The sequence below is a fragment of the Gordonia sp. CNJ-863 genome, assembly GCF_001942325.1.
Taxonomy (GTDB): Bacteria; Actinomycetota; Actinomycetes; order Mycobacteriales; family Mycobacteriaceae; genus Gordonia; species Gordonia alkanivorans.
This window is the reverse complement of the sequence record NZ_MKKG01000077.1, coordinates 92,537-114,086: the sequence shown is the minus strand read 5'-3', so window position 1 is coordinate 114,086 and position 21,550 is coordinate 92,537. Positions and strand designations below refer to the sequence as shown.

Below are 21,550 nucleotides of genomic sequence, written 5' to 3'. Positions count from 1 at the left end.
CCAGATGGAGTTCCAGCTCATGACCCTTCGCCCCGAATCCGCGTCGGACCTGTTGATCGACGGCAAACTCACCCCCGGCAGCGGTGGTGTCTTCGACGTCGTCAACCCGGCGACCGAGGAGGTCATCGGGCAGGCTGCCGAGGCCACCGCCGCCGACATGGACGCCGCGATCGCCGCCGCGCGCACCGCCTTCGACACCACCGACTGGTCGCGGGACCACGCCTTCCGTGCCCGCTGCCTTCGCCAGCTCCGCGACGCCCTGCTCGCCCACACCGACGAGTTCCGGGAGCTGACGATCGCCGAGGTCGGCTGCCCGTCGTTCCTCACCCACGGCCCGCAATTCGAGGGTCCCGTCACCGATCTCGGCTACTTCGCCGATCTCGCCGAGAGTTACGAGTGGACACGCGATCTCGGCACGGCCAAGCCGATGGGCATCAAGAACCATCGCGAGCTGCGGTCGGAAGCGATCGGCGTCGTCGGGGCGATCACCCCGTGGAACTTCCCGCACCAGATCAACTTCGCCAAGATCGGGCCGGCCCTCGCCGCCGGGTGCACCGTCGTCCTCAAACCCGCACCCGACACCCCGTGGTGCGCAGCACTGGTCGGCAAGGTCGTCGCCGAGGAGACCGACTTCCCGCCCGGCGTCCTGAACATCGTCACCTCCACCGACCACCGGCTCGGCGAGCAGCTGTCCACCGATCCCCGCGTCGACCTCGTCTCTTTCACCGGCTCCACCGCGACCGGCAAGAAGGTGATGGCCGCGGCGTCGGAGTCGTTGAAGAAGGTCTTCCTCGAGCTGGGCGGTAAGTCCGCGTTCATCGTGCTCGACGACGCCGACATCGGTTCGGCCTGCGCGATGGCCGCTTTCAACGTCGTCACCCACGCCGGTCAGGGCTGTGCGATCACCACGCGACTCGTGGTCCCGCGCACCAAGCTCGACGAGGCGATCACCGCGACCCGCGACGCATTGGCCGGTCTGCCGGCCGGTGACCCGACGAGTTCGGGCACGATCTGCGGGCCGCTGATCTCCGAGCGCCAGCGTCAACGCGTCGAGTCCTACATCGAGATCGCCAAGCAGGAAGGCGGCACGATCGAGATCGGCGGCGGCCGTCCGGCCGACAAATCCAGGGGCTTCTTCGTCGAACCGACGCTGATCTCCGGACTCGACAACTCGGCACGCGTCGCGCAGGAGGAGATCTTCGGTCCAGTCCTGGTGATCATCGCCCACGACGGCGACGACGACGCGATCCGCATCGCCAACGACTCCCCCTACGGACTGTCGGGCATGGTCTACGGCACCGACGAGAATCGGATCAACAAGGTGGTCAACGGTGTTCGCACCGGCACCATGGGCGTCAACGGCGGCATCTGGTATTCCGCCGACGTCCCGTTCGGCGGCTACAAACAGTCCGGCATCGGTCGCGAGATGGGCGTCGCCGGATTCGAGGAATACCTGGAGACCAAGGCCGTCGCGCGGCCCGCCTGACCCTTCGTGGCTCGCAAGCTCGCACCTCAGGGAGCGAGAAACACTCGCAAGCTCGCACCTCAGGGAGCAATACCAATACAGGAAGCAGGACAATGAGTTCCAAGCGTTTCGAGAACAAGACCATCATCGTGACCGGCGCCGCCGGCGGTATCGGTGAGGCCTACGCACGGGCACTGGCCGCCGAGGGCGCCAACGTCGTGGTCGCCGACCTCGCCGACGAGAAGGGCAAGCAGGTCGCCGCCGACATCGGTGGCCTGTACGTCAGCACCGATGTCGCCGACGAGGAGTCGGCGAAAGCTCTCGCCGCGGCGACTGTCGACGCCTACGGTTCGATCGACGGCCTGGTCAACAACGCTGCGATCTACGGCGGGATGAAGCTCGATTTCCTCATCACCGTGCCGTGGGACTACTACAAGAAGTTCATGAGCGTGAACCTCGACGGTGCGCTCAACGTGACCCGCGCGGTCTACCCGCACATGACCAACGGCGGCGGGGCGATCGTCAACCAGTCCTCCACCGCCGCATGGCTGTACAGCGGCTTCTACGGTCTGGCGAAGGTCGGCGTCAACGGCCTGACCCAGCAGCTCGCGACCGAACTCGGCGGCCAGAACATCCGCGTCAACGCGATCGCCCCCGGCCCCATCGACACCGAGGCCACCCGCACCACCACGCCCAAGGAGATGGTCGCCGACATCGTGAACCGTCTGCCGCTCAAGCGGTTCGGCACGCCGGAAGATCTCGTCGGGATGTGCCTGTTCCTGCTGTCCGAGGAGGCCGGCTGGATCACCGGGCAGATCTTCAACGTGGACGGCGGGCAGGTCATCCGGTCATGACAGAGGAGACCCCGATCCGGCTGGGGTACGTCGGCCTCGGCAACATCGGTGGCCCGATGGCCGGCAGCCTGGCCGCCTGGCCGGGCGGCCTCACGGTGTTCGACCTGTCGGAGGAGGCGATCGCCAAGGTCGTCGACAAGGGTGCGAAGGCGGCCGGTTCGCTCGCCGAACTCGCCTCCGCCGCCGACATCATCGGTATCTGCGTCCTGAACGACGAGCAGGTCCGGTCGGTGGTCACCGGTGCCGACGGACTCCTGTCGACGGCCCGCCCGGGCACCATCATCACCGTCCACTCGACCATCGGCCCGGACACCGCGATCGATCTCGCGAAGCAGTGCGCAGAACGCGATGTCATCCTTCTCGACGCCCCGATCTCCGGCGGCGCGATGGGCGCGGCGTCGGGACGGCTGGCGATCATGGTCGGCGGCCCGCGCGACGCCTACGAGAAGCTGAAGGAGCCCTTCCGGCTCACCTCGGACATGCTCGTGCACGCGGGAGCCGAGGTCGGCGCGGGCACCAAGATGAAGCTCGCCCGCAACCTCCTGCACTTCATCTCGTTCACCGCCACCACCGAAGCCGCGCGACTCGCCGAGGCCGCCGGGCTCGACATCACCAAGCTGGGCAGGGTCGTTCGGCACACCGACGCCATCACCGGCGGTGCCGGCGCCATCATGCTGCGCGAGACCACGGCGACACTCGACGCCGACGATCCGTGGTACGGCATCTTCACCGGCGTTCGTACACTGGGCGAGAAGGACCTGTCGTTAGCACTCGCACTCGCCGACGACCTCGGCGTCGATCTGCCCCTCGGCCAGATCGCACTCCGCGAGCTGGCCCCCGGGCTCGGTGTCCCCCACCTCGAAGGAGAAACCGCATGACCCGCTCCAACATCTCCGACGAAGCACCCGACGAGGTGCGCAAACGCGGCCTCAAGCGGATGTCCGAGGTCTACGGCTGGGAGATGAGCGACGGTCCAGGCGACTACTTCGCCCACACCGCCGACCAGGTGTTCGGCAACGTGTGGGCGCGCGAGGGCCTCTCCGACCGGGATCGGCGACTTTTACTGCTCGGTGCACTCGCGGCGAGCAACAACATCGACGTCGCCGAGATCCAGGCCGGTGCCGCACTCGGCAACGGCGAACTCACGCCCGAGCAGCTCGAGGAGATCAGCCTCTTCCTCTGCTACTACATCGGCTGGCCCCAGGGAACCAAAATGCACTTCATGTTCGGTGAGGTCATCAAGAAGCACCGGAAGCAGAAGTGAACCAGCAGATCACGTTTCGCCCCCTGACCGACGGCAAGGGTTCGTCGCTCCTGAGCGCCTCGCCGGTCCCCGACCTCGTGGCCGCCGGATACACCGACACCGAGTACGCGGCGTCGGGACTGGCCCGGCGGCTCGTCGGCGACGCGGACACGCCACCAGCCGAGTTCACGACGCGGCTCGTCGTCCGACGCCCCGCCGACGCGGCCGCGTTCAACGGCTGCGCCGTCGTGGAGTGGCTGAACGTGAGCAGCGGCAGCGATGCCGCACCGGAGTACTCGTATGTCGCCGCAGAGCTGGTGCGTGCCGGCTATGCCTGGGTGGGAGTGTCGGCGCAGTACGTCGGCATCGAGGGCGGCACCGGATCAGTGGGCGTCGCCACCGGTGAACCCCAGAGCCTCGCCGCCAAGGACCCCGATCGCTACGCAGGCCTGCATCATCCCGGTGATGCGTACTGCTACGACATCTTCCGTTCGATCGGCCTCGCGGTCCGCGGTGACCACTCCGGAGAGAGCCCGACCCCGGACCACCCGCTCGCCGGGCTCACCGTCGGCTCGGTGCTCGCGGTCGGCGAATCCCAGTCTGCGATGGCACTGACCACCTACGTCAATGCGGTTGCCGGAGATGGGGATTTCGACGGGTTCCTCATCCACAGTCGCGCTGCTGCAGGGCTTCCCGCGGGCGAGGTCGGTACCGGGATCGACGTGAGCACCGTGTTCAGCGGCGAACCCACCACGATCCGCACCGATCTCGACGCGCCGGTTCTCGTCGTCCAGACCGAGACCGATGTGCTGACCAACTTCCGCTACCACCTCGTGCGCCAACCGGACACCGGTCGTCTGCGGGCGTGGGAGATCGCCGGCACCTCGCATGCCGACCTGCATCAGATCGGTGACTTCGAGGAATTCCTCGGCTGCCCCGACCCGGTGAACCGCGGTCAGCAGCGCTTCGTGCTGCGCGCCGGCCTCCGCCACCTCCGTGCGTGGGCCGGCGGCGGGAATCCGCCACCCGCCGCCGACCCGTTGCGTCTCCGAGGCGTCACGACTCCCGAGCCCGAGTTCGAGGTCGACGACATCGGCAACGTTCTCGGCGGCGTCCGCACCCCCTGCGTCGACGCACCGACCCAGGTACTGAGCGGCGTTGTCTCCGAACCGATCTCCCGACTCTGTCTGCTGTTCGGGTCGACCCACCCGGTGCCGGAACATCTCCTCGCCGAACGCTACGGCACCCGCGACGAATACGAGAAGCACTACCGCGACGCCGCCGATGCGGCCATCGCCGCAGGATTCGTGCTCGTCGAAGACCGTGACGAACTGATCGCCGACGCGAACCCGGAGTCGGTGCCCGAGTAGCGCGCACCCCGTCACGGGAAACCGACTCAGAACGCCGCGCGCCGGCCTTCCGCCGCCGGGCCGGCGGGGCGGGCGGGTTCGCTGAGGAAACCGTCCGTCGCGTGCCGGATGCCGGTCGAGATGGCGTGACCGACATGGCTTCCGGGGTACCAGTGGATGCGACCGCCCCAGTGTTGGTGGAGTTGCTGTGCCGCCGACACCCAGGTCACGCGGTCGTTGAGAGCGGCGACGACCATCCGGCGATCGGGCGGCGCTATCGGTTGGACCCGCAGCGGGCTGATGACACTTGCGACTTCCCGCACCGACTCGTCGCGCATCAACGATGCGAGGTGCTCACCCTTGGGTCCGCCGCGGGACATGTGGTGGGCCAGCGTCGCGTGCATGTCCAGCATCGGCACCACCGCGAGAACGGTGGCGACGCGCGGGTCCATCGAGGCGACCAGCGCGGCGATCGGCCCACCCAGAGATGTCCCGGCGATGGCGATCTCGGCGGGGTCGTGCTGCTCGATCCAGCTGATCAACGACCGGATCTCGGCGACGGCGCGGATGGTGATGAGCGTGTTCACGAGGGGGTCGAAACCCGGGTAGGACACCTTCGTCACGCGCCGACCACCGTGTGCGGGCAGCACCGGGAAGGCGACGTCGTAGCCGAGCTTCTTGTGCAGGTGGGCCGCCCGGAAGGCGTACAGATCGTCCGGCCGCCCCTGCGCCGCGCCGTGTACCCAGATGAGCCATCGGGTACCGGCCCGGTTCTTGGTCATCACCCGGACCGACGAGATGCCGTCGGCATACGGGTCCAGGGACGCCACCGACGCCGGCAGCTTCGCGTCGACGGAGAAGTCGATGTGCTCGAACGACGTGGTACCGAAGACCTTGCGGTCGCGCGAGAGTATGCGGGGCAGACCCGGATCCCGATGAATCCCAGCGGGTCCGAGGCGTACGAACTCCTCGGCGACGTCGGCGCATCGCGCCACCATGTCCTCGACCGACTCCATCGGCGGAATGTCCCGGATCACGGAGTTGATCGCGATGAACATCTCGTCGATCGCGGTCTCCCCGATCTGCCGCGGTCCGCAGCCGGCCGCCGGGACACCCGTCTCCGGATTTCCCCGTCTCGCGGCCAACGAGCTGCCGACCGCGCGAGGCAGCACGCCCGCGAACAATCCCAGCCGGGCCCGCTCGGTCTCCCAGTCGATCAACTGGCCTCCTGTGCCATGGCGCCGATACCGAGAGCATCGGTCGCCTCGTCGACGGCCTCGACGACCCGGCGGAGAAACCCGGCCGGATCAGGCATGGATTCCGGTGTCGCGATGAGTCCCATGCTGAGCCGTCCGGCGTAACTGTAGGTCGTCAGGTTCACATCCGCGGGCGCAATGGCCAGTGCGAACGAGATCCAGTCGACCACTTCGATGTCACCGATCCAGCGCGTCGTCCGCGGGCCGGGCATGTTGGCGGTGGTGATGTTGTTCATCACCACCGGCATCTGATGGGCGGCCAGCCCGCGGAACAGCGGGCCGAGCCGGCCGGTGTAGGTGGCGAGCTTCTCGGTCAGTTCGAAACCGACCTCCCGACGACACGCGACGGTGGCTCCGCAGCTCTCGCCCGTCGCGACGATCCGTTCCACCGGATCGGCCAGGTCGGAGCGCAGATACGCCATGGCGGCGGCGATCTCGTTGCCGTGCACCCGATTCGACGCGAGGTCCTTGCAGACCCCGAAGATGGTCACGGAGTCACCGGGTTCCTCACCCCGGGCGAGGAGCTCGTTGCGGATCGCTCCGGCGATCACGCCGTGGAGCGCACCGTTCACCGTGGTGCCCGCGGCCAGCGCGATCCGCTGGACGTCTGCGAGTGCGATGTCGGCCGACGCACACACGCGGTCGGCCCCGCTGCGGGCGTTGAAGCTGGTGCGACGCACCGTCAGCGGCTTGGGGATCAGGTCACCGTTGGCCGCCTCGCGTCGCGCCCGCACCGCGCGCCGCCCCGCCGAGACCACGGACGGGAGTCGACGGACCAGGCGCCGCGACTCCGCGCGTGCCGCCTTCGTGAGGGTCCTCGTGTCCTGCTCGAGGGCCTCGGAGATGGGTGCCGGGTGAATCCGCTCGCCGGGTTCGGCGGTGGCCGCCATGAACGTGTTGAGCGCCGCCAGCCCATCGGCCACCGCGTGATGGACGCGGACCACGACAGCCTGACGACCGCCCTCCAGACCGTGGACCAGGGTGAGCCCCCAGAGCGGCCGTTCGCGGTCCAGCTGCCGCACGGCGAGTTCGGACAGCATCGCGTCGAGTTGGGCACGCCCTCCCGGAGCCGCGATCTCCATCTCATCGATGTGACGGGTGACGTCGAAGTCGTTGTCCTGCACCCAGAACGGGCGTGCAGAACATCCGGGAACCCAGCGCACCCGCTGGGTGGCGCGAGGGAACATCCCGAGGTAGCACGGGACCACATCGGCGATCTCGTCGAGTGTGAGCGGACGGCCCCGTCGGGTCGTGTCGAGCACCGCGACCTTCAGCGTGTGCATCGGATTCGACGGGGACTCCATATTGAGCATCAGTGCATCCGGACCGGTCATGCGCTCGGCGTCGTGCGGGGTGGCGTCGGTGCCGGCCAACAGCTCGGTGACGCGGAGTGTGTTACGTGCGTTCATCGTTCAGCTCACCTTTCGTTCCGGGGTGGCGGACTGCAGGTCGCGCTTGAGGATCTTGCCGGTGGCGTTGCGGGGCAGCTCGTCGAGGAAGTGGACGTCGCGGGGGACCTTGAACCCGGCCAGCTGTTCCTTGACGTGCTGCCGGATCTGGTCGGCGCCGATGAGGGTCTGCGGGGCGCGCACCACATAGGCGGCCAGGCGCTGACCGAACTTCTCGTCGTCGACGCCGATCACCACGACCTCGTGGACCTCGTCGAGGACTCCGATGACCTGCTCGACCTCGAGTGGGTAGACGTTTTCGCCACCGGACACGATCATCTCGTCGTCGCGGCCGACGACGAACAGGCGGCCGTTCTCGTCGATCCGTCCGACGTCGCCGGACACCATGTGCCCGTCGCTGAACGCCTTGGTGTCGGCGGTGGTGTAGCCGTCGAAACCGGAGTTGTTGGCGACCACGATGCGGCCGATCTCGCCGGTCGGCAGTTCGCGGTCGTCGTCGTCGAGGATGCGGACGCTGGTGCCCGTCAGCGGTCGTCCTGCGGTGTCCGGGGCGACGCGCAGGTCCTCAGGTGTGGCGGTACTGATCAGTCCGGCCTCGGTGGCGTTGTAGCTGTTGTAGACGACGTCGCCGAAACGGTCGAGGAAGGCGACCAGGGCGTCGGTGCGCATCCGTGAACCGCTCGCGGTGGCGAACCGCAGACTCGGCATCGGATGGGTGTCGAGGACCTCGTCGGGGAGATCCATGATGCGTTCGAGCATCACCGGCACGACGGCGAGTCCGGTCGCCTCGTGCTCGCGGACGAGGTCGAGGGTGGCCTCCGGGTCGAAGCGCCGACGCATGATCATCGTGCACGTCATGGTCGCCGAGATGGCCACCTGCCCGAAGCCCCAGGCATGGAAGATCGGTGCGGCGATGACCGTGGATTCGCCTGCGCGCCAAGGGATGCGGTCGAGCATCGCGGCCAGCGAGGCGATGTCTGTGCTGCCACCCCGGCGTGCACCCTTGGGGGCGCCGGTGGTACCCGAGGTCAGCAGCACGATGCGGCCGGCACGCTCGGGGCGAGCGGGGCGTCGGCCGAGGTTCGCGTCGATGAGCGAGTAGGTCGTGTCTCCGGACACCGGACTGGTCTCGGTCCAGGCGTGGACGCGACGGAGCTCCGGAAGACGGTCTGCCGCAGGGGCGATGACCGCCTCGAACTCGTCGTCGGCGATCAGGACGTCGGCGCCCTCGCGTTCGAGGACGTCGGCGAGCTGCGGTCCGGCGAAACCGGTGTTGAGCAGCACCGCGTCGGCGCCGAGACGCGATGTCGCGGCAAGGGACTCGATGAGGCCGCGGTGGTTGCGGCAGAGGATGGCGACGGTGTTCACCGAAGCGCCGGGGAGCTCGCGCAGTCCGACGGCCAGTGCGTCGCAGCGGGCGTCGAGCTCTCCCCACGTCAGCTCACCCGCCTCATCGACGAGGGCGAGCCCCTTCGGGGCGCGAGCTGCGGCGAGACCGATGCCGCTGACCGGGGAGGCGCCGCCGTGGCGACGCAGGTTGAGACCCATCCGGATGTACCGGTCGAGTCGCAGTGAGCCGAGGAAGCCACTGCGGATGAGGGTGCGAACGAGCCACGTGTAGGTGGTGACGCGATCGCGGAGCTGGTTGATCATCGTCGATCTCCTTTGTTGTGGTCAGCCGAGAACCGGGAACCGGCGCTCGCGGGCGAGCCCGTCGAGGGCGTGCTGCATGCGCTTGCGGATCATCTGGTCCACCTCGTCGTGGTCGGGATTCGTCCCGAACTCGGCGGTGATGTCGATGGGGTCGAGGACCTCGGTGACGAGCTTCGAGGGCAACGGGATGTTGGGCGGGAAATGAGCGGTGAGCCCGAACGGGAAGCCGAAGGCGAATGGCGCACTGTCGATGCGCAGCAGCTTGTCCAGCTTGAGCAGTTTGGCGAGGGCGTCACCGCGGTTGAGGAAGAGCTGGGTCTCCTGGCCGCCGATGGTGACGATGGGGACGATCGGGACGCCCGCCTCGAGGGCCGTGCGGATGTAGCCGGTGCGACCGTGGAAGTCGATGGTCGCGGACTCGCTGGTGGGACGCAGCACCTCCCACTCACCGCCGGGGAACACGATGGTCGCGGCGCCCGCCTCGAGCGCGGCGACGGCGTTCTTGGGATGGGCCGGCAGGAAGCCGAACTTGCCGAAGACGTCCTTGCCCGCGCCGGTGAAGATCAGGTCGTGCGCGAGCGTGTACAGCGGCCGTTCGGCTCCGAACTCGTCGGCGAAGGCCACGCTGATCACCGGGACGTCGAAGGCCATCAGGCCACCGGAATGGTTGGAGACCAGCAGGACACCCCCGTCGGGGACCTTGTCCATGCCACGGACCTCGGACCGGAAGTACTTCTTGGCCACGAGTCTCAGGACGGGCAGGACCCGCTTGACCCAGGTCTCGTCGCGGGCGGTGAGGTCGAAGGTGCCGGCGCTCATCGTCGTAACTCCTGTGGTTGTGTCTCCGGGTGGCGGATCACCGCTCCTGACGTGTCACCTCGGGCTGGATGACCTGGTGGTCGATGTCCGCGAAAGCGGAAAACTAGAACACGTTCTAGTGTTGAATTAGAACACGTTCTAGTGCACGTCGCCAGTCGGCGTTACCTATGCCACACCTACTGATGGGTAGCCATATGCAGTTCATCCTCGAGGACATCGCCGAAGCCGAGGTCGAGCGCCGTCGCGGGGTCTACACACCCCTGACCGACACCGTCCGCGACCTGGTCGACGCGGTGATCAGGACCGAAGTCGGTGAGGACGCCCTCGCCGTCGCCCAGCGGAGGATCGCCGAGATCGTCGCCGATCTGCGGTCAGAGCAGATGGACGGGCCGTACGGGGTGCGGCACACGCGCGAGAACACCGGTATGGCCTGGGGAAACGCGGTCATCGGGGTACGCAACGCCCTCGCGCCGCCGCTGAACGTCGAACATGTCGACGACGGGGTGCGCTGTGAGTTCACCCTGGGCGCGGCCTACGAGGGCCCGCCGGGATGTGTGCACGGCGGTGTCTGCGCGATGCTTCTGGACCACCTCCTCGGCAACGCCGCCAGCTACGAGAGCGCCTGCTACACCGGGACCATCACCATCCGCTACCTCCGTCCGACCCGGCTGGGCGCGCTGACCGCGCGGGCCTGGGTCACCGAGCAGACCGGCCGCAAACGCATCGCGCGCGGCACCATCTCCGACGCCGAGGGTGTGACCTGTGAGGCCGAGGGCGTCTTCATCGTGCCGCGATCGGCGCTCGACGCCCCGCCGGTGCGCTGGTCGGCGGGCTGAGGCCATGAGGGCGGCGGTCACCTCGGCGGACGGATTCGAGATCGTGGAACTCCCCGATCCGACGCCCGGCCCCGGCGAACTCGTGCTCCGGGTCGCCGCGAACGGCATCTGCGGCTCCGATCTGTCGACCGCACCGTTCCTGCCCGCCGGCACCGTGATGGGTCACGAGTTCGCGGGTGAGGTCGCAGCGGTCGGCCCCGACGCGGCGCCGGGGTTCCGCGTCGGTGACCAGGTCGCGTCGATGCCTGTCCGAGGCTGCCACCGGTGTCGCGCCTGTCTGACCGGCGACGTCGCGCGGTGCCCGTCCGCGCGCACGCTCGGACTGGGTGTGTTGCCGGGCGCCTTGGCCGAGTACGTCGTCGTCGGTGCCGCCGAGAGCGTGCGCATCGACGGCATCGACCCGGTCGAAGGCGCACTGGTCGAACCCCTCGCGGTCGGCCTGCACGCCGTGACGCGCGCTGCGGTCGAATCCGGCGACCGCGTCCTCGTCCTCGGTGCCGGTCCGGTGGGGACAGCTGTGCTGCACTGGTTGTCGCGCGGGACCGCGGGCGAGGTCATCTGTTCCGACCCCTCCCCCGGTCGTCGCGCCGCGGCACTCGATGCCGGCGCGTCCGAGGTCCACACACCGGAGTCGGTGATCGAGCAGATCCGGGACGGATTCGACGTGGTGATCGAATGCGTCGGCAAACCCGGGATGATCGCCGCGGCTCTCGACGCGGTGAGCACGCACGGACGAATCGTCGTCGCCGGCGTGTGCCTGAGCGACGACCACTTCATGCCCGTCGCCGGTATCGTCAAGGAGGCGTCGATGGACTTCGTCTCCTACTACACGAAGGCCGAGTTCGACACCGCTGCCGGTGAACTGAACCGCGGCGCGGTGGGGTCGTCGACACTGGTCAGCGAGATCGTCGGGCTCGATGCGGTGCATCGTGTGTTCACCGAACTGTCGGCGCCCAACGACCATCGGAAGGTGCTGATCTCCCCCGCCGTCGGCTGACCGGCCGCCGTGCCCCAGGCCCGACGCCGGGCGTACCGTCGTACAGGTGAACAGTGCCGTTCCGGAGTCCCCAGTGCCGTTCAGTTCCCACGAGGCGGATCGCGTGCGCGCGGTCTGGCAGGACCTCGACCTCCCGGGCATCGTCGACGTCCACACGCATTTCATGCCACGTCCGGTGATGGACAAGGTGTGGGCCTACTTCGACTCCGCGGGCCCGCTCGTCGGACGCGAGTGGCCCATCACCTACCGCGCCGACGAAGACGTCCGGGTGTCGACACTGCGCGATTTCGGGATCCGCGCCTACTCGTCGCTCGTCTACCCACACAAGCCCGACATGGCGGAGTGGCTCAATGGCTGGGCCAACGATTTCGCCGCCCACCACGAGGACTGTCTGCACACCGCGACCTTCTACCCGGAGGAATCGGCCACCGCGTACGTATCCCGTGCCATCCAGGCCGGGACACGGGTGTTCAAGTCCCACATCCAGGTCGGCGACTACTCCCCCATGGATTCGCTGCTCGACGGCGTGTGGTCGCAGATCGCCGACACGCAGGTGCCGGTGATCATCCACTGCGGTTCGGGTCCCGCACCCGGAAACCACACCGGACCGGAACCGATTCGCGCTCTGCTGCACCGGTTCCCGTCGCTGCCGCTGATCATTGCGCACATGGGCATGCCCGAGTACGAGCCCTTCCTGGACTTCGCACTCGAATACCCGAACGTCCACCTCGACACCACGATGGCGTTCACCGACTTCGCCGAGGAGAACGCCCCGTTCCCCGCCGATCTGCGGTCACGCCTCGCCGACGCCGGGGACAAGATCCTCTTCGGTAGCGATTTCCCCAACATCCCCTACGGCTACACGCATGCCCTCGAGGTGATCACCGGCCTCGGCATGGACGACGACTGGTTGCGCAATGTGTTCTACCGCAACGGGGCTCGGTTGTTCGCGATCGAGCAGCACTGAACCGCAGACATGCGCTCCCCTGCGCCGATGCCGACCGCGTGTTAGAACACGTAGCGGGGTTTCATTCACTCGTACGATTTGTCCGAGTCTTGTCCCGGCAACCACGTAAAGTGCAACCGATCGGATTCCAGCCAGCGGCTCCGGGCCAGTTTCACCGCAATTGAAGAGGTCGATGATGACACGCGAACTGGCCCGCACCGGCCTCCCGATCATCTACAACCCGGGAGAGATGCATTCCTCGGCGAGGTCCGAGACCACGCGTGCCCCGAAGGCGTCGGAAACCACCGCCGCGGCGATCGTCTCCGACATCGTCAGTCTCGGCCTACGACGGGGCGACCGACTCCCTGCCGAGAGCGACATGCTCGCCAACTACTCGGTGAGCCGCGAGACGCTGCGTGAGGCGTTGCGCATCCTCGAGGTCCAGGGTCTGATCACGCTCAAGCGCGGTCCGGGTGGAGGCCCGTTCGTGAGCGCGCTCAATGCGTCCTACCTCGCGCGCACCGCGACCCTGTACTTCCACCTCGCCGGCGCGACGTACGACGAGGTCTTCGACACCTGGAAGATCCTCGAGCCGCAGCTGTCGGCCAAGGTCGCCCGGCTGGAGGACCGCAGATTGAAGGAGGCGGCCTTCGCGCGGTTCCTCGATTACGATGTCGAGGAGCATGAGGAGAGCGAGATCTTCAGCGACCTCAACAACTTTCACGCAGTGATCGCCGAACTCAGCGGCAACCGGGTGCTCACCCTGCTGACCCAAGCCATCGACCACATCGTCGTCGAACACGTGCTCGGAACGGGCCGCGACACCATCCCCGAGGACGACGCGATGAGCCACGACCACGCCGACATCGCCAAGGCGATCATCGCAGGCCGGCCGCGCAAGGCCGAGACGCTGATGCACGACCACATCAGCGAGGTCGTCGAACGGTTCCGGGAACGTCACCCGGAACGGTCCGACGAACTCGTCCAGTGGATGTGAGGTCTCAGAGCACCTGAGACAGAAAGGTGCGCAGGCGGTCCGACTTGGCGTCGTCGAAGACCTGCCCGGGTTCACCGGTCTCCACCACGGCGCCGTGGTCCATGAACAGGACGTTGTCACTCACGTTGCGCGCGAAGCCCATCTCGTGGGTGACGACGACCATCGTCATCCCCTCGGAGGCGAGGTCGGCCATGAGCGCGAGCACGCCCTTGACGAGCTCGGGGTCGAGGGCCGACGTCGCCTCGTCGAAGAACATGACCTCCGGCGTCATGGCGAGCGCCCGTGCGATGGCCACGCGCTGCTGCTGACCGCCCGACAGGCGCGCCGGCCGAACGTCGGCCTTCTGGGTCAGCCCGACGATCTCCAGCTGCTTCAGCGCGACCTCGCGGGCCTCGTCCTTGCTGAGCCCCTTGAGTTTCCGGGGGCCGAGCGCAACGTTCTCGACGACCGTCTTGTGCGGGAAGAGGTTGAAGTGCTGGAACACCATGCCGATTCGGCGGCGCAGCTCATCCGGGTTGTCCTCGAGGACGGACCGGCCGTCGAGCAGGATGTCTCCCTGGTCGGGCTCGTGCAGGCGGTTGAGCACCCGCAGCAGCGTCGACTTGCCCGACCCCGACGGTCCGATGACGGTCGTCGTCGTCCCGGCGTCGACCTGGATGTCGACGCCGCGCAGCACATGGTGCTTCGCGAACGACAGGTGTAGGTCGGTGCCGGTCAGCGACACCGCTTTTCGTGTGGTGGTGGTGGCAGGCATGGCCTATCCCTTCTCGACGGCGGTGACGGGCAACGGGTCATCGTGGACATCTGCGGGCCTGCCGGTACGGAGGCGACGGTCGATGTAGTTGACCAGGTGCGTCAGCGGGATCGTCAGGATGAGATACATGATGCCCGCGGCGACCAGCGGCGACAGGTTTCCGGTCTGCGCGTTGAGGTCTCGGCCGACGGCGAACAGTTCGCGCTGGCTGGCGAGCAGTCCGAGGAAGTAGACCAGGGAGCTGTCCTTGATGAGGCTGATGAACTGGTTCATCAGGGCCGGCAACACACGTCGCACACCCTGCGGTACCACCACCAATCGCATCGACTGCCGATAGCTGAAGCCGATCGCCCGGGACGCCTCGAGCTGACCGTCGTCGACGCTCTGGATGCCGGATCGGAAAATCTCGCCGATGTAGGCCGCCGCGAGGAGCGCCAGGGCGACCGCGCCGAGCCAGTACGGGTTGTTACCGGTGATCCCCTTGACCACCGGCCCGACGCCAAGGCCGACGATCAGGATGACGACCACCGCCGGCAGGCCGCGGAAGATGTCGGTGTACACCCGTGCGGGCCAGCGTAACCAGCGGGAACGGGAGATGCCGCAGATCGCCAGGATCATGCCCAGGATGGTGCCGAGCACACCGGACACGACCGAGAGGATCAGCGTGTTCACCAGACCGGTCTTGATCAGTTCCGGGAAGGACTTCTCGTACAGGTCCCAGTTGAAGAAGGTGTCACCGAGCTGCTGGAGCGTGCTCTTCGGCTTGGTGGCCTCGGTCGGGCCGGCCTTCTCGGCGTTCTCCGCGGCGATCGCGGCGATGTCGGAGAGTTCGGGTGCCGGCGCGGCCTTGCTGCCCGGCTTCCAGCCCGCCGGCAGTTCTCGCGGCACCCAGTCCTCGTACAGCTTCGCGTAGGTGCCGTCGGCGATGATGGCGTCGAGTCCGGAGTTCAACGCCTCGACGAGATTGGGCTTGTTCTTGCCGACCGCCCACGCGACGAAGTTGTTGACGCTGAAGGTGTTCTCGACGATCGCGGTGCCGTCACCCTCGCGGACAGCTCCTTCCGCCTGCTGCGACGGCGCGACCCACGCGTCGACCTGACCGCTCTTGAGGTTCGCGTAAGCCGTTGCATAGTCCGGGAACTTGACCGGGTCGAGGCCGAGGGTGTTGATCACGTAGTCGTCCTGCACGGTGCCCTGTACGACGGCGATACGCGTGGAGTCCGACAGGTCGCCGAATCCCTTGATCGAACCGCCCTCGGGCGCGACGAGCGAGAAGTAGCCGAAGTCGTAGCCGTTGGTGAAGTCGACGGTCTTACGACGGTCGTCGGTGGTGGTGATCGACGACGACCCGACGTCGAACCGGTTGTTGGCGACCTGCGAGAGCAGACCCGCGAACTCGGTGCCGTTGAACTCGATCTGCAGACCCAGCTTCGCGGCGACGGCCTTCAGGAGTTCGTTGTCGAAGCCGGTGAAGTCTCCGGCGCTGTTCACGCAGATGCTGGGCCCGGCGTCGGAGAGGGTGCCGACGGAGAGCTTTCCCGGCGCGAGCAACTCGAGCGCATTCAGGTCGAGCTGGTCGATCTGCGTGGTGTTCGGGGTGGTGTATTTGTCCTCCCCGCCCTGTTCCGCCGCGGCCAGATTGACCGGCGCGGCCGACGCGGACGCGAGCCCGGCCGGCGCACAGCTGTCGTCAGGTGCGGCCTGCGCGCGGGGCGCAGGTCCGCCGAGGATGGCCAGCATGCCGACGATGGCGGCGGTCAGCGCGAGTGCGAGGAGGCGAACCACGCGCGGAGCGGCTTGATGAGCGCGGTGAGATCGGTGGTTGGACACCACTCGGACCCTAGCCCGACCCCGCGGTCACGTCCCAAATTTTTGCTCACCGGTGAGCCTAACCCCGGTGAGCTGGGGTTATTTTGAATCGCCAGGTTTGGCGGCGGCACGGATCAGCGATATGTATCGCTCAGCGAAACCTATTGCTGACTGACCCGCTACGGGTTCGGGCGTCTCAGACTCCAGCGCCCGACCAGCCCGGGAACGACGGGCCTGGAGATGTCAGGTCGCCCATGTCACCGCAAATACTCGGGTCGGGCATCGGTTCCCTCCCCCACTCGTCGGGACCCGACGGCGGCGCCCACGAATCCGTGTACTCCGAGACCCACCAATCTCCGAATACGTCATACCCGGGAAACAGCTTGGGACCGGGCCGGCTTTCAGGCGGCGACTCGCCCTCGCGATGAAACGTCAAGCGCTCGACCGCCACAAACCTGTCGCGGGCATCAGGGACATCCTGCGAATCGAAGTAGGGCGGAAAGGCCGCTTCATCGGTACTCACCTGCCCGGTTGTGCACACAAGCGCGACAGCAGAGTTGTCGCCGATGTCACGGATATTGGCAATCTTATAGATCTCATCCACCGTCTGGTAGTCGTTGCTGCCCAGAGGCGGCATCCAATCCTTCCGGCTGGGAATCGCATCTTTGATGCCTGGAAACTCACCCTCAACATCCCAATCGAAGAGCAGAAGGGTTTCTCCTTCGATGACCCCTCGAATGAACGTCCCAGTCGGTGATGACAGGTCAACAGCCCCGTCCTCACGCCAGCGCATTCTCCACTGCAGACGGTCTGCTGCCCGGGCTTCCGAGGGGGACATAGATCGGACCGAACTGGACGCGGTATTGCCCGAAGATCCCGGGGGTGGAGATATACCGATGTCACTGCAGGAAGTCACAAGCCCAAGGCACAGAAATGCAACTGCGACAACGTCAGCGCGGCGCACGGTCCACTACCTCCATGGACTGGTCGGAATCGTTAATGGTCGGATCTTCGAGTGATTCACCGAAGTGGTCGTTGTATTCGAAACGAATACTCTCCGCGCCGATTTCCTTCGAGAATCTCGTGAATTCTCGGCCGTTGGCCTGAACCACTTCCAGGTCAAGAGACCCGCCTGGCTTCACAAATGTTATCTGAGCACCGTCGCGCGCAGTCCACACCTTACCCCAGAGGTCGGGTCGATCCTCGAGATAGCCGGACGTCACATGAACAACCCGATCATGCCCGGCCGTCATCTTGTCGAGGCCGGTCCCTAGATTCTCAAGCTCTGTCTTCCATGCAGATTCGTTGTCCTGCGGATCAGCGGTCGGCAACGCAACCTCATCCATCTTCACGAGTGGCACGGCCATGCCGGCGACCTCGGAGAGCCCAGGGATCTTCAACCCACCAGCGGCCAAAAGCCCTCCGGCCGAGTCGATCAAGAAGGACTTCTCGTTGTACTCCCGCAATCTCTCCCAGTGGTCGTTGTCGGCGAGGGTTGAGAGCGCGTTGGTCAAGCCGTCGTCCATTGACCTGTGTATTTTGGCAGCGGCAGTGGCGAGCTCCGAGTTTTCCGGGTCGCTGCCGTACTCGTGCGCGAGGAAATTCTCCCATTGCACGGCTGCGCTCAACGCAACTCGACCCGCACCGGGATCCGTGGAGAGCACCCCGATGAGTTTTGAGAACTCCACCGTGTCTTCGAGCGGACCGGCTGTGTGGTTGACCAAGACCCCATCCGGAGCACCGGCGAAGTTACCGAAATACGGCGCGAGGTTCTTGGCAAGTACCTGCGACAGCAGAGCATTCCGGTCACCGAAGGTTTCGTACTTGTTATTTCCTGTTGAGTCTCGTTCGACGACCAAGGAATCGAGTTCGTTCTCGTGATCGATCAGAATGCGCGCCAATGCATTGGCGGCCCTACCACCGAGCTGCCCTTCGTAGCCCTCGGATGGTGCCGCCGCCCCGATCCAATCGAAAAGATCTCTACCGCCAGACAAATCGCCTTCGGCACCGAGTTTCACACCGTCGACAGACCACCGTTCAGAAAGAATGTTCAGCACGTGCGCATCGGCGTCGTATCTATGCCCCTCGGCAACCGTCACGCCCATCCGTTCCCCGGTCAGGAAATCGGTGACAGCTTGCCGGTCGTGACTCGAGTTGGTGAGCATCGAGCTCGCGAGCTTTCGCACGTCCTCGACGCGCTGATTTTCGTCGTACAGACCAAAGAGCTTATCTTCGTCGTCCGGAAGAGCTCCAGCGATTTCAGATGCCTGCTTGAGCATTCCTCGATCGACGTCAGTGCCCAACTGCAGACCACGGTCGGTACGGTCACTCAAGATCGTGTTCAGAGCCTTGAAGTCATCGAGACGCGGAACCCCTGCGAAGGAGTACGGGTATCCCGTCGACATACCTGCGGTCGTCCGCTTGATCGGATTCTCGCGAAGCAGTGACACAACCGAGTCAGGCAAGCGGTCAAGGCCGCCGGTTGAGCCCGCTTTCGTGTGTACGTTGGGAGACGACATGATGCGGAAGGCGTCTCCGAGCAGGCCTGGCGCAGCGTTATGAACCTTGAGAAGCTCGTCCATGTTCGCTGTCTTGAGCTCGGTCATGATGCTGCTGAGGTAGTTGTACTGCCCCTGGGGGATCTCCGTGGCCTGCCCACCTCGGAGCGCTTCGAGCTGCTCGGGACTCAAGGATGTCGCTTGCCTCAGTCGCTCTCGGGCCACCGGCGACAATTTGCCATCCTTGAGCGCCTTCAGGTCTAGCTCGGACTGACGAACACTGAGTCCCGCTGTGACGGGCGCGAGCGTTCTGATGAGTTCCTCTGCTTCACTGATCGCGCGCTTCGTGTCGACGTCAGCAGTGTGCAACTCCTGCGCAAGCCTCTGGAGTCGGATGGTCTCGTTGGTTGCTTCTTCGCCGCGGATGCGACGAGCTTCGGCTATCTCAGACAGTGCCGTGGAGTCACCCTCGTTGCGCTTCTCTTCGGATGCGTGGTCTCTCAGGTCACGGACGGTCCAATCCTCAGAGACGGAGAACTGGTCGTTCTCGAGATTGGTAGCTGACGTATTAAGGTTCTCGACCATCGGGGCCATTCGACTGCCCCCCGACTTGAACGCTTCGCCGAGTTCCTCGACAGCGTCCGCGACACGGGTCATCTGCGTTTTCTCCCAGTCGGCGAGGGTCACCGCCCCGTCACGAGCGGCCCCCTTCCAATCGAGGCCAGTTACCTTCGCATGGAGTTCCCCGGCTTTTCTCTCGATTGCGGTCGACACCGGTACCAAGGCGGACGCCGCATGAGCGAGAACCTCGGGGTGCGCATCGCGAACAACACTGCGTGTCTTTGCCGCCATCACTCAGGACGCTGGTTGAGATTGCCAAGCGGCTCTAGTAGTCGAGCGGCAACGTAGTCGACATTGACCATCACGCTCGAGGCGGACTTCAGCGCATCGCCAAACTGTTCGTGTCGGCCTGCAATCGTCGTCAGCGCCTGCTTCACTGACGCATCGACGCTGCCAGTGGCTGATGCAGTCTCAAAGCCAACCAGTGAATTTCGGATCGCTCCGAAAGTCGGCGATTCAATCCCCCGAATCGACGTACCGTACGAATGCAAGTGCGTCGCCGCGTCAGCGAGACTGCCCGGGTTCACCTCTACAGGCTTCGGTGTCACTCTTCCCCCACCCAATCTGATGACCACCATGCGCGCAGCCACGATCAGCATCAAACATCCTCGCGATCCTAACCGCTCACGGATGGGGATGCTGTCAGGTACTCCACAGGTAGAGCAGAACGCAGTCAGCAATAGGTATCGCTGAGCGATACCTATTGCTGAACCGGGTGCCTATCCCCGCGCGGCGATCCGCGCTTGTACCTCGGGGCGTCGAAGCGGGGGAACCGTCTTCGGCGGTTGACGACGCTCGGGCAGGGCGTCGAGCAGGGTGCGGGTCGCTGCGGTGACGGCGACGACCGCGGCCTCGAAGGCCTCGGCGTTGGCCGGCGACGGGTGCCGAACACCGCTCACCTTGCGGACGTATTGCCGCGCGGCTGCCTCGACCTCGTCGGCCGTGGCGGGCGGTTCCAGTCCGCGGAGTTCGGTGATGTTGCGGCGCATGGCGGTTCCCTTCGCAGGTGGCTGTCTCCTGCGATCGTCGCCGGCCGAGCCGATGTCCTCAGTCGCCGATCTTCACGACCGCCTTACCCAGAATCCGCCCCTCGGCGAGATCGGTCAACGCCTCGGGCAGCTGATCCAGCGAGTAGGTGACGTTGACCTGCGGGGTCATGCCGTCGGCGATCATCTGGCTCAGCTCCTCGTGCAGCTTCGCGGGGAGATTCAGCTCGGGATGGGTGCGCACGTACTCGCCCCAGGCCGCGCCGACGACCGCGATGTTGCGGAAGAGAACGCGGTTGAGCTTGACCGTCGGGATCCCGCCCGCCGCGAAGCCGACGACCACGTAGCGACCGTCCGGCGCGACCTGGCGCAGCGCCTCGTCGAAGACCTCACCTCCGGACGGATCGATCATGACGTCGACACCCTTGGGCGCGACCTCCCGGAGCATGTCGCCCCAGCCCTCCTCGAGCTGCACGATCTCGTCGGCGCCGGCGCTGCGAAGCAGTTCCTCGGCACCCTTGCGGTGGACGATGGCCACGACCTTCGCACCCATGGCCTTGGCGACCATGATCGACGCGGTGCCGACACCGCCGGCGGCACCCAGCACACCGACGACCTCACCCGGCTGGGTGTGTGCGCGGGTCTTCAGCGCGAACAGCGCGGTCTGATAATTGATGCCCATCGCAGAGCCCTGCTCGAAGCTGAGCCCCTCGGGCAGCGGCAGCAGCTGTTCCGGCGCGGCCGCCACCTGCTCGGCGAAACCGCCGACGATCGAGGCGACGAGGACCTTGTCCCCCACCTTCACCGACGATCCCTCGGGTGCCGACCGCACCACGCCCGCGACCTCGGTACCCGGGGTGAACGGGGTCGGCACGCGGAGCTGGTACTTGCCCTGGCTCATCAGGAGGTCCGGGAAACACACTCCACAGGACTTGACGTCGACGACGACCTGGCCGTCGGCGGGAGTGGGGTCGGGGACCTCGGTCAATTCGAGTCCGGAAGGGCCTGTCTCTGCACTGAGTACCTGAGCTTTCATAACGGTCACCCTACGCGGCGCC

At 66.2% G+C, this 21,550-nt stretch carries 20 protein-coding genes; 9 read left to right on the top strand and 11 right to left on the bottom strand.

Annotation, left to right across the window (positions count from 1 at the left end):
* Positions 1 to 19 precede the first annotated feature (19 nt).
* The 5 genes from BJF87_RS23205 (at position 20) to BJF87_RS23185 (ending at position 4,932) form a co-directional block, all read left to right on the top strand.
* On the top strand, positions 20 to 1,486 hold the full coding sequence (locus BJF87_RS23205) for an aldehyde dehydrogenase (protein WP_035753614.1): 1,467 nt from the start codon (positions 20 to 22) through the stop codon (positions 1,484 to 1,486).
* Between the two features lie 92 nt (positions 1,487 to 1,578).
* Positions 1,579 to 2,319: an SDR family oxidoreductase gene (locus BJF87_RS23200; RefSeq protein ID WP_006360315.1), complete on the top strand. Its 741-nt coding sequence runs from the start codon at positions 1,579 to 1,581 to the stop codon at positions 2,317 to 2,319.
* Positions 2,316 to 3,197, top strand: coding sequence for an NAD(P)-dependent oxidoreductase (locus BJF87_RS23195; protein ID WP_006360316.1), 882 nt, complete (start codon positions 2,316 to 2,318; stop codon positions 3,195 to 3,197). The genes BJF87_RS23200 and BJF87_RS23195 overlap by 4 nt, the downstream gene beginning before the upstream one ends.
* Positions 3,194 to 3,583: a carboxymuconolactone decarboxylase family protein gene (locus BJF87_RS23190; protein WP_035753484.1), complete on the top strand. Its 390-nt coding sequence runs from the start codon at positions 3,194 to 3,196 to the stop codon at positions 3,581 to 3,583. The genes BJF87_RS23195 and BJF87_RS23190 overlap by 4 nt, the downstream gene beginning before the upstream one ends.
* Positions 3,580 to 4,932, top strand: coding sequence for an alpha/beta hydrolase domain-containing protein (locus BJF87_RS23185; protein WP_035753476.1), 1,353 nt, complete (start codon positions 3,580 to 3,582; stop codon positions 4,930 to 4,932). The genes BJF87_RS23190 and BJF87_RS23185 overlap by 4 nt, the downstream gene beginning before the upstream one ends.
* A 26-nt stretch (positions 4,933 to 4,958) precedes the next feature.
* Here the strand turns inward: BJF87_RS23185 and BJF87_RS23180 are convergent, their stop codons facing one another.
* Genes BJF87_RS23180 through BJF87_RS23165 form a run of 4 tightly spaced genes read right to left on the bottom strand, consistent with a single transcriptional unit; the run spans position 4,959 to position 10,048 of the window.
* Entirely contained in the window at positions 4,959 to 6,131 is a 1,173-nt protein-coding gene (locus tag BJF87_RS23180; RefSeq protein ID WP_075863991.1) for an alpha/beta hydrolase family protein, read from the bottom strand.
* On the bottom strand, positions 6,128 to 7,576 hold the full coding sequence (locus BJF87_RS23175) for a wax ester/triacylglycerol synthase domain-containing protein (RefSeq protein WP_075863990.1): 1,449 nt from the start codon (positions 7,574 to 7,576) through the stop codon (positions 6,128 to 6,130). Before BJF87_RS23175 ends, BJF87_RS23180 begins: the two co-directional genes overlap by 4 nt.
* 3 nt (positions 7,577 to 7,579) lie before the next feature.
* Entirely contained in the window at positions 7,580 to 9,229 is a 1,650-nt protein-coding gene (locus BJF87_RS23170; RefSeq protein ID WP_075863989.1) for an AMP-binding protein, read from the bottom strand.
* A 21-nt stretch (positions 9,230 to 9,250) separates the two neighbouring features.
* Entirely contained in the window at positions 9,251 to 10,048 is a 798-nt protein-coding gene (locus BJF87_RS23165; RefSeq protein ID WP_035753469.1) for a 1-acyl-sn-glycerol-3-phosphate acyltransferase, read from the bottom strand.
* 194 nt (positions 10,049 to 10,242) lie between these two features.
* On the opposite strand from BJF87_RS23165, the gene BJF87_RS23160 reads away from it, so the two are divergent.
* The 4 genes from BJF87_RS23160 to BJF87_RS23145 all read left to right on the top strand — a co-directional run bounded on the left by BJF87_RS23160 (position 10,243) and on the right by BJF87_RS23145 (position 13,824).
* Complete coding sequence (locus BJF87_RS23160) at positions 10,243 to 10,884, top strand: PaaI family thioesterase (protein WP_035753467.1); 642 nt, start codon at positions 10,243 to 10,245, stop codon at positions 10,882 to 10,884.
* 4 nt (positions 10,885 to 10,888) lie between these two features.
* Complete coding sequence (locus BJF87_RS23155) at positions 10,889 to 11,881, top strand: alcohol dehydrogenase catalytic domain-containing protein (protein ID WP_035753466.1); 993 nt, start codon at positions 10,889 to 10,891, stop codon at positions 11,879 to 11,881.
* 46 nt (positions 11,882 to 11,927) lie between these two features.
* Positions 11,928 to 12,848, top strand: a complete 921-nt coding sequence (locus tag BJF87_RS23150) for an amidohydrolase family protein (protein WP_035753463.1) — start codon at positions 11,928 to 11,930, stop codon at positions 12,846 to 12,848.
* Positions 12,849 to 13,023: 175 nt separating this feature from the next.
* Positions 13,024 to 13,824 (top strand): FadR/GntR family transcriptional regulator, encoded by an 801-nt coding sequence (locus BJF87_RS23145; RefSeq protein ID WP_006360326.1) that lies wholly within the window; start codon positions 13,024 to 13,026, stop codon positions 13,822 to 13,824.
* Positions 13,825 to 13,828: 4 nt separating this feature from the next.
* Here the strand turns inward: BJF87_RS23145 and BJF87_RS23140 are convergent, their stop codons facing one another.
* The 7 genes from BJF87_RS23140 to BJF87_RS23110 all read right to left on the bottom strand — a co-directional run bounded on the left by BJF87_RS23140 (position 13,829) and on the right by BJF87_RS23110 (position 21,528).
* The gene (locus BJF87_RS23140) at positions 13,829 to 14,578 is read right to left on the bottom strand and encodes an amino acid ABC transporter ATP-binding protein (RefSeq protein ID WP_006360327.1); all 750 of its coding nucleotides are present in this window, start codon (positions 14,576 to 14,578) and stop codon (positions 13,829 to 13,831) included.
* A 3-nt stretch (positions 14,579 to 14,581) separates the two neighbouring features.
* Entirely contained in the window at positions 14,582 to 16,318 is a 1,737-nt protein-coding gene (locus tag BJF87_RS23135) for an ABC transporter substrate-binding protein/permease (RefSeq protein WP_230461971.1), read from the bottom strand.
* A gap of 265 nt (positions 16,319 to 16,583) precedes the next feature.
* A complete protein-coding gene (locus BJF87_RS23130) occupies positions 16,584 to 17,225 on the bottom strand; it encodes a hypothetical protein (protein WP_262339126.1) in 642 nt (213 codons plus the stop codon).
* A gap of 112 nt (positions 17,226 to 17,337) precedes the next feature.
* Positions 17,338 to 19,737 (bottom strand): hypothetical protein, encoded by a 2,400-nt coding sequence (locus BJF87_RS23125; RefSeq protein WP_035755847.1) that lies wholly within the window; start codon positions 19,735 to 19,737, stop codon positions 17,338 to 17,340.
* Positions 19,737 to 20,105: a hypothetical protein gene (locus BJF87_RS23120; RefSeq protein ID WP_075863988.1), complete on the bottom strand. Its 369-nt coding sequence runs from the start codon at positions 20,103 to 20,105 to the stop codon at positions 19,737 to 19,739. The genes BJF87_RS23125 and BJF87_RS23120 overlap by 1 nt, the downstream gene beginning before the upstream one ends.
* Before the next feature lie 120 nt (positions 20,106 to 20,225).
* The gene (locus BJF87_RS23115) at positions 20,226 to 20,495 is read right to left on the bottom strand and encodes a DUF2277 domain-containing protein (protein WP_075863987.1); all 270 of its coding nucleotides are present in this window, start codon (positions 20,493 to 20,495) and stop codon (positions 20,226 to 20,228) included.
* A gap of 58 nt (positions 20,496 to 20,553) precedes the next feature.
* Positions 20,554 to 21,528: an NADPH:quinone oxidoreductase family protein gene (locus tag BJF87_RS23110; RefSeq protein ID WP_035755796.1), complete on the bottom strand. Its 975-nt coding sequence runs from the start codon at positions 21,526 to 21,528 to the stop codon at positions 20,554 to 20,556.
* Between the last annotated feature and the right edge of the window lie 22 nt (positions 21,529 to 21,550).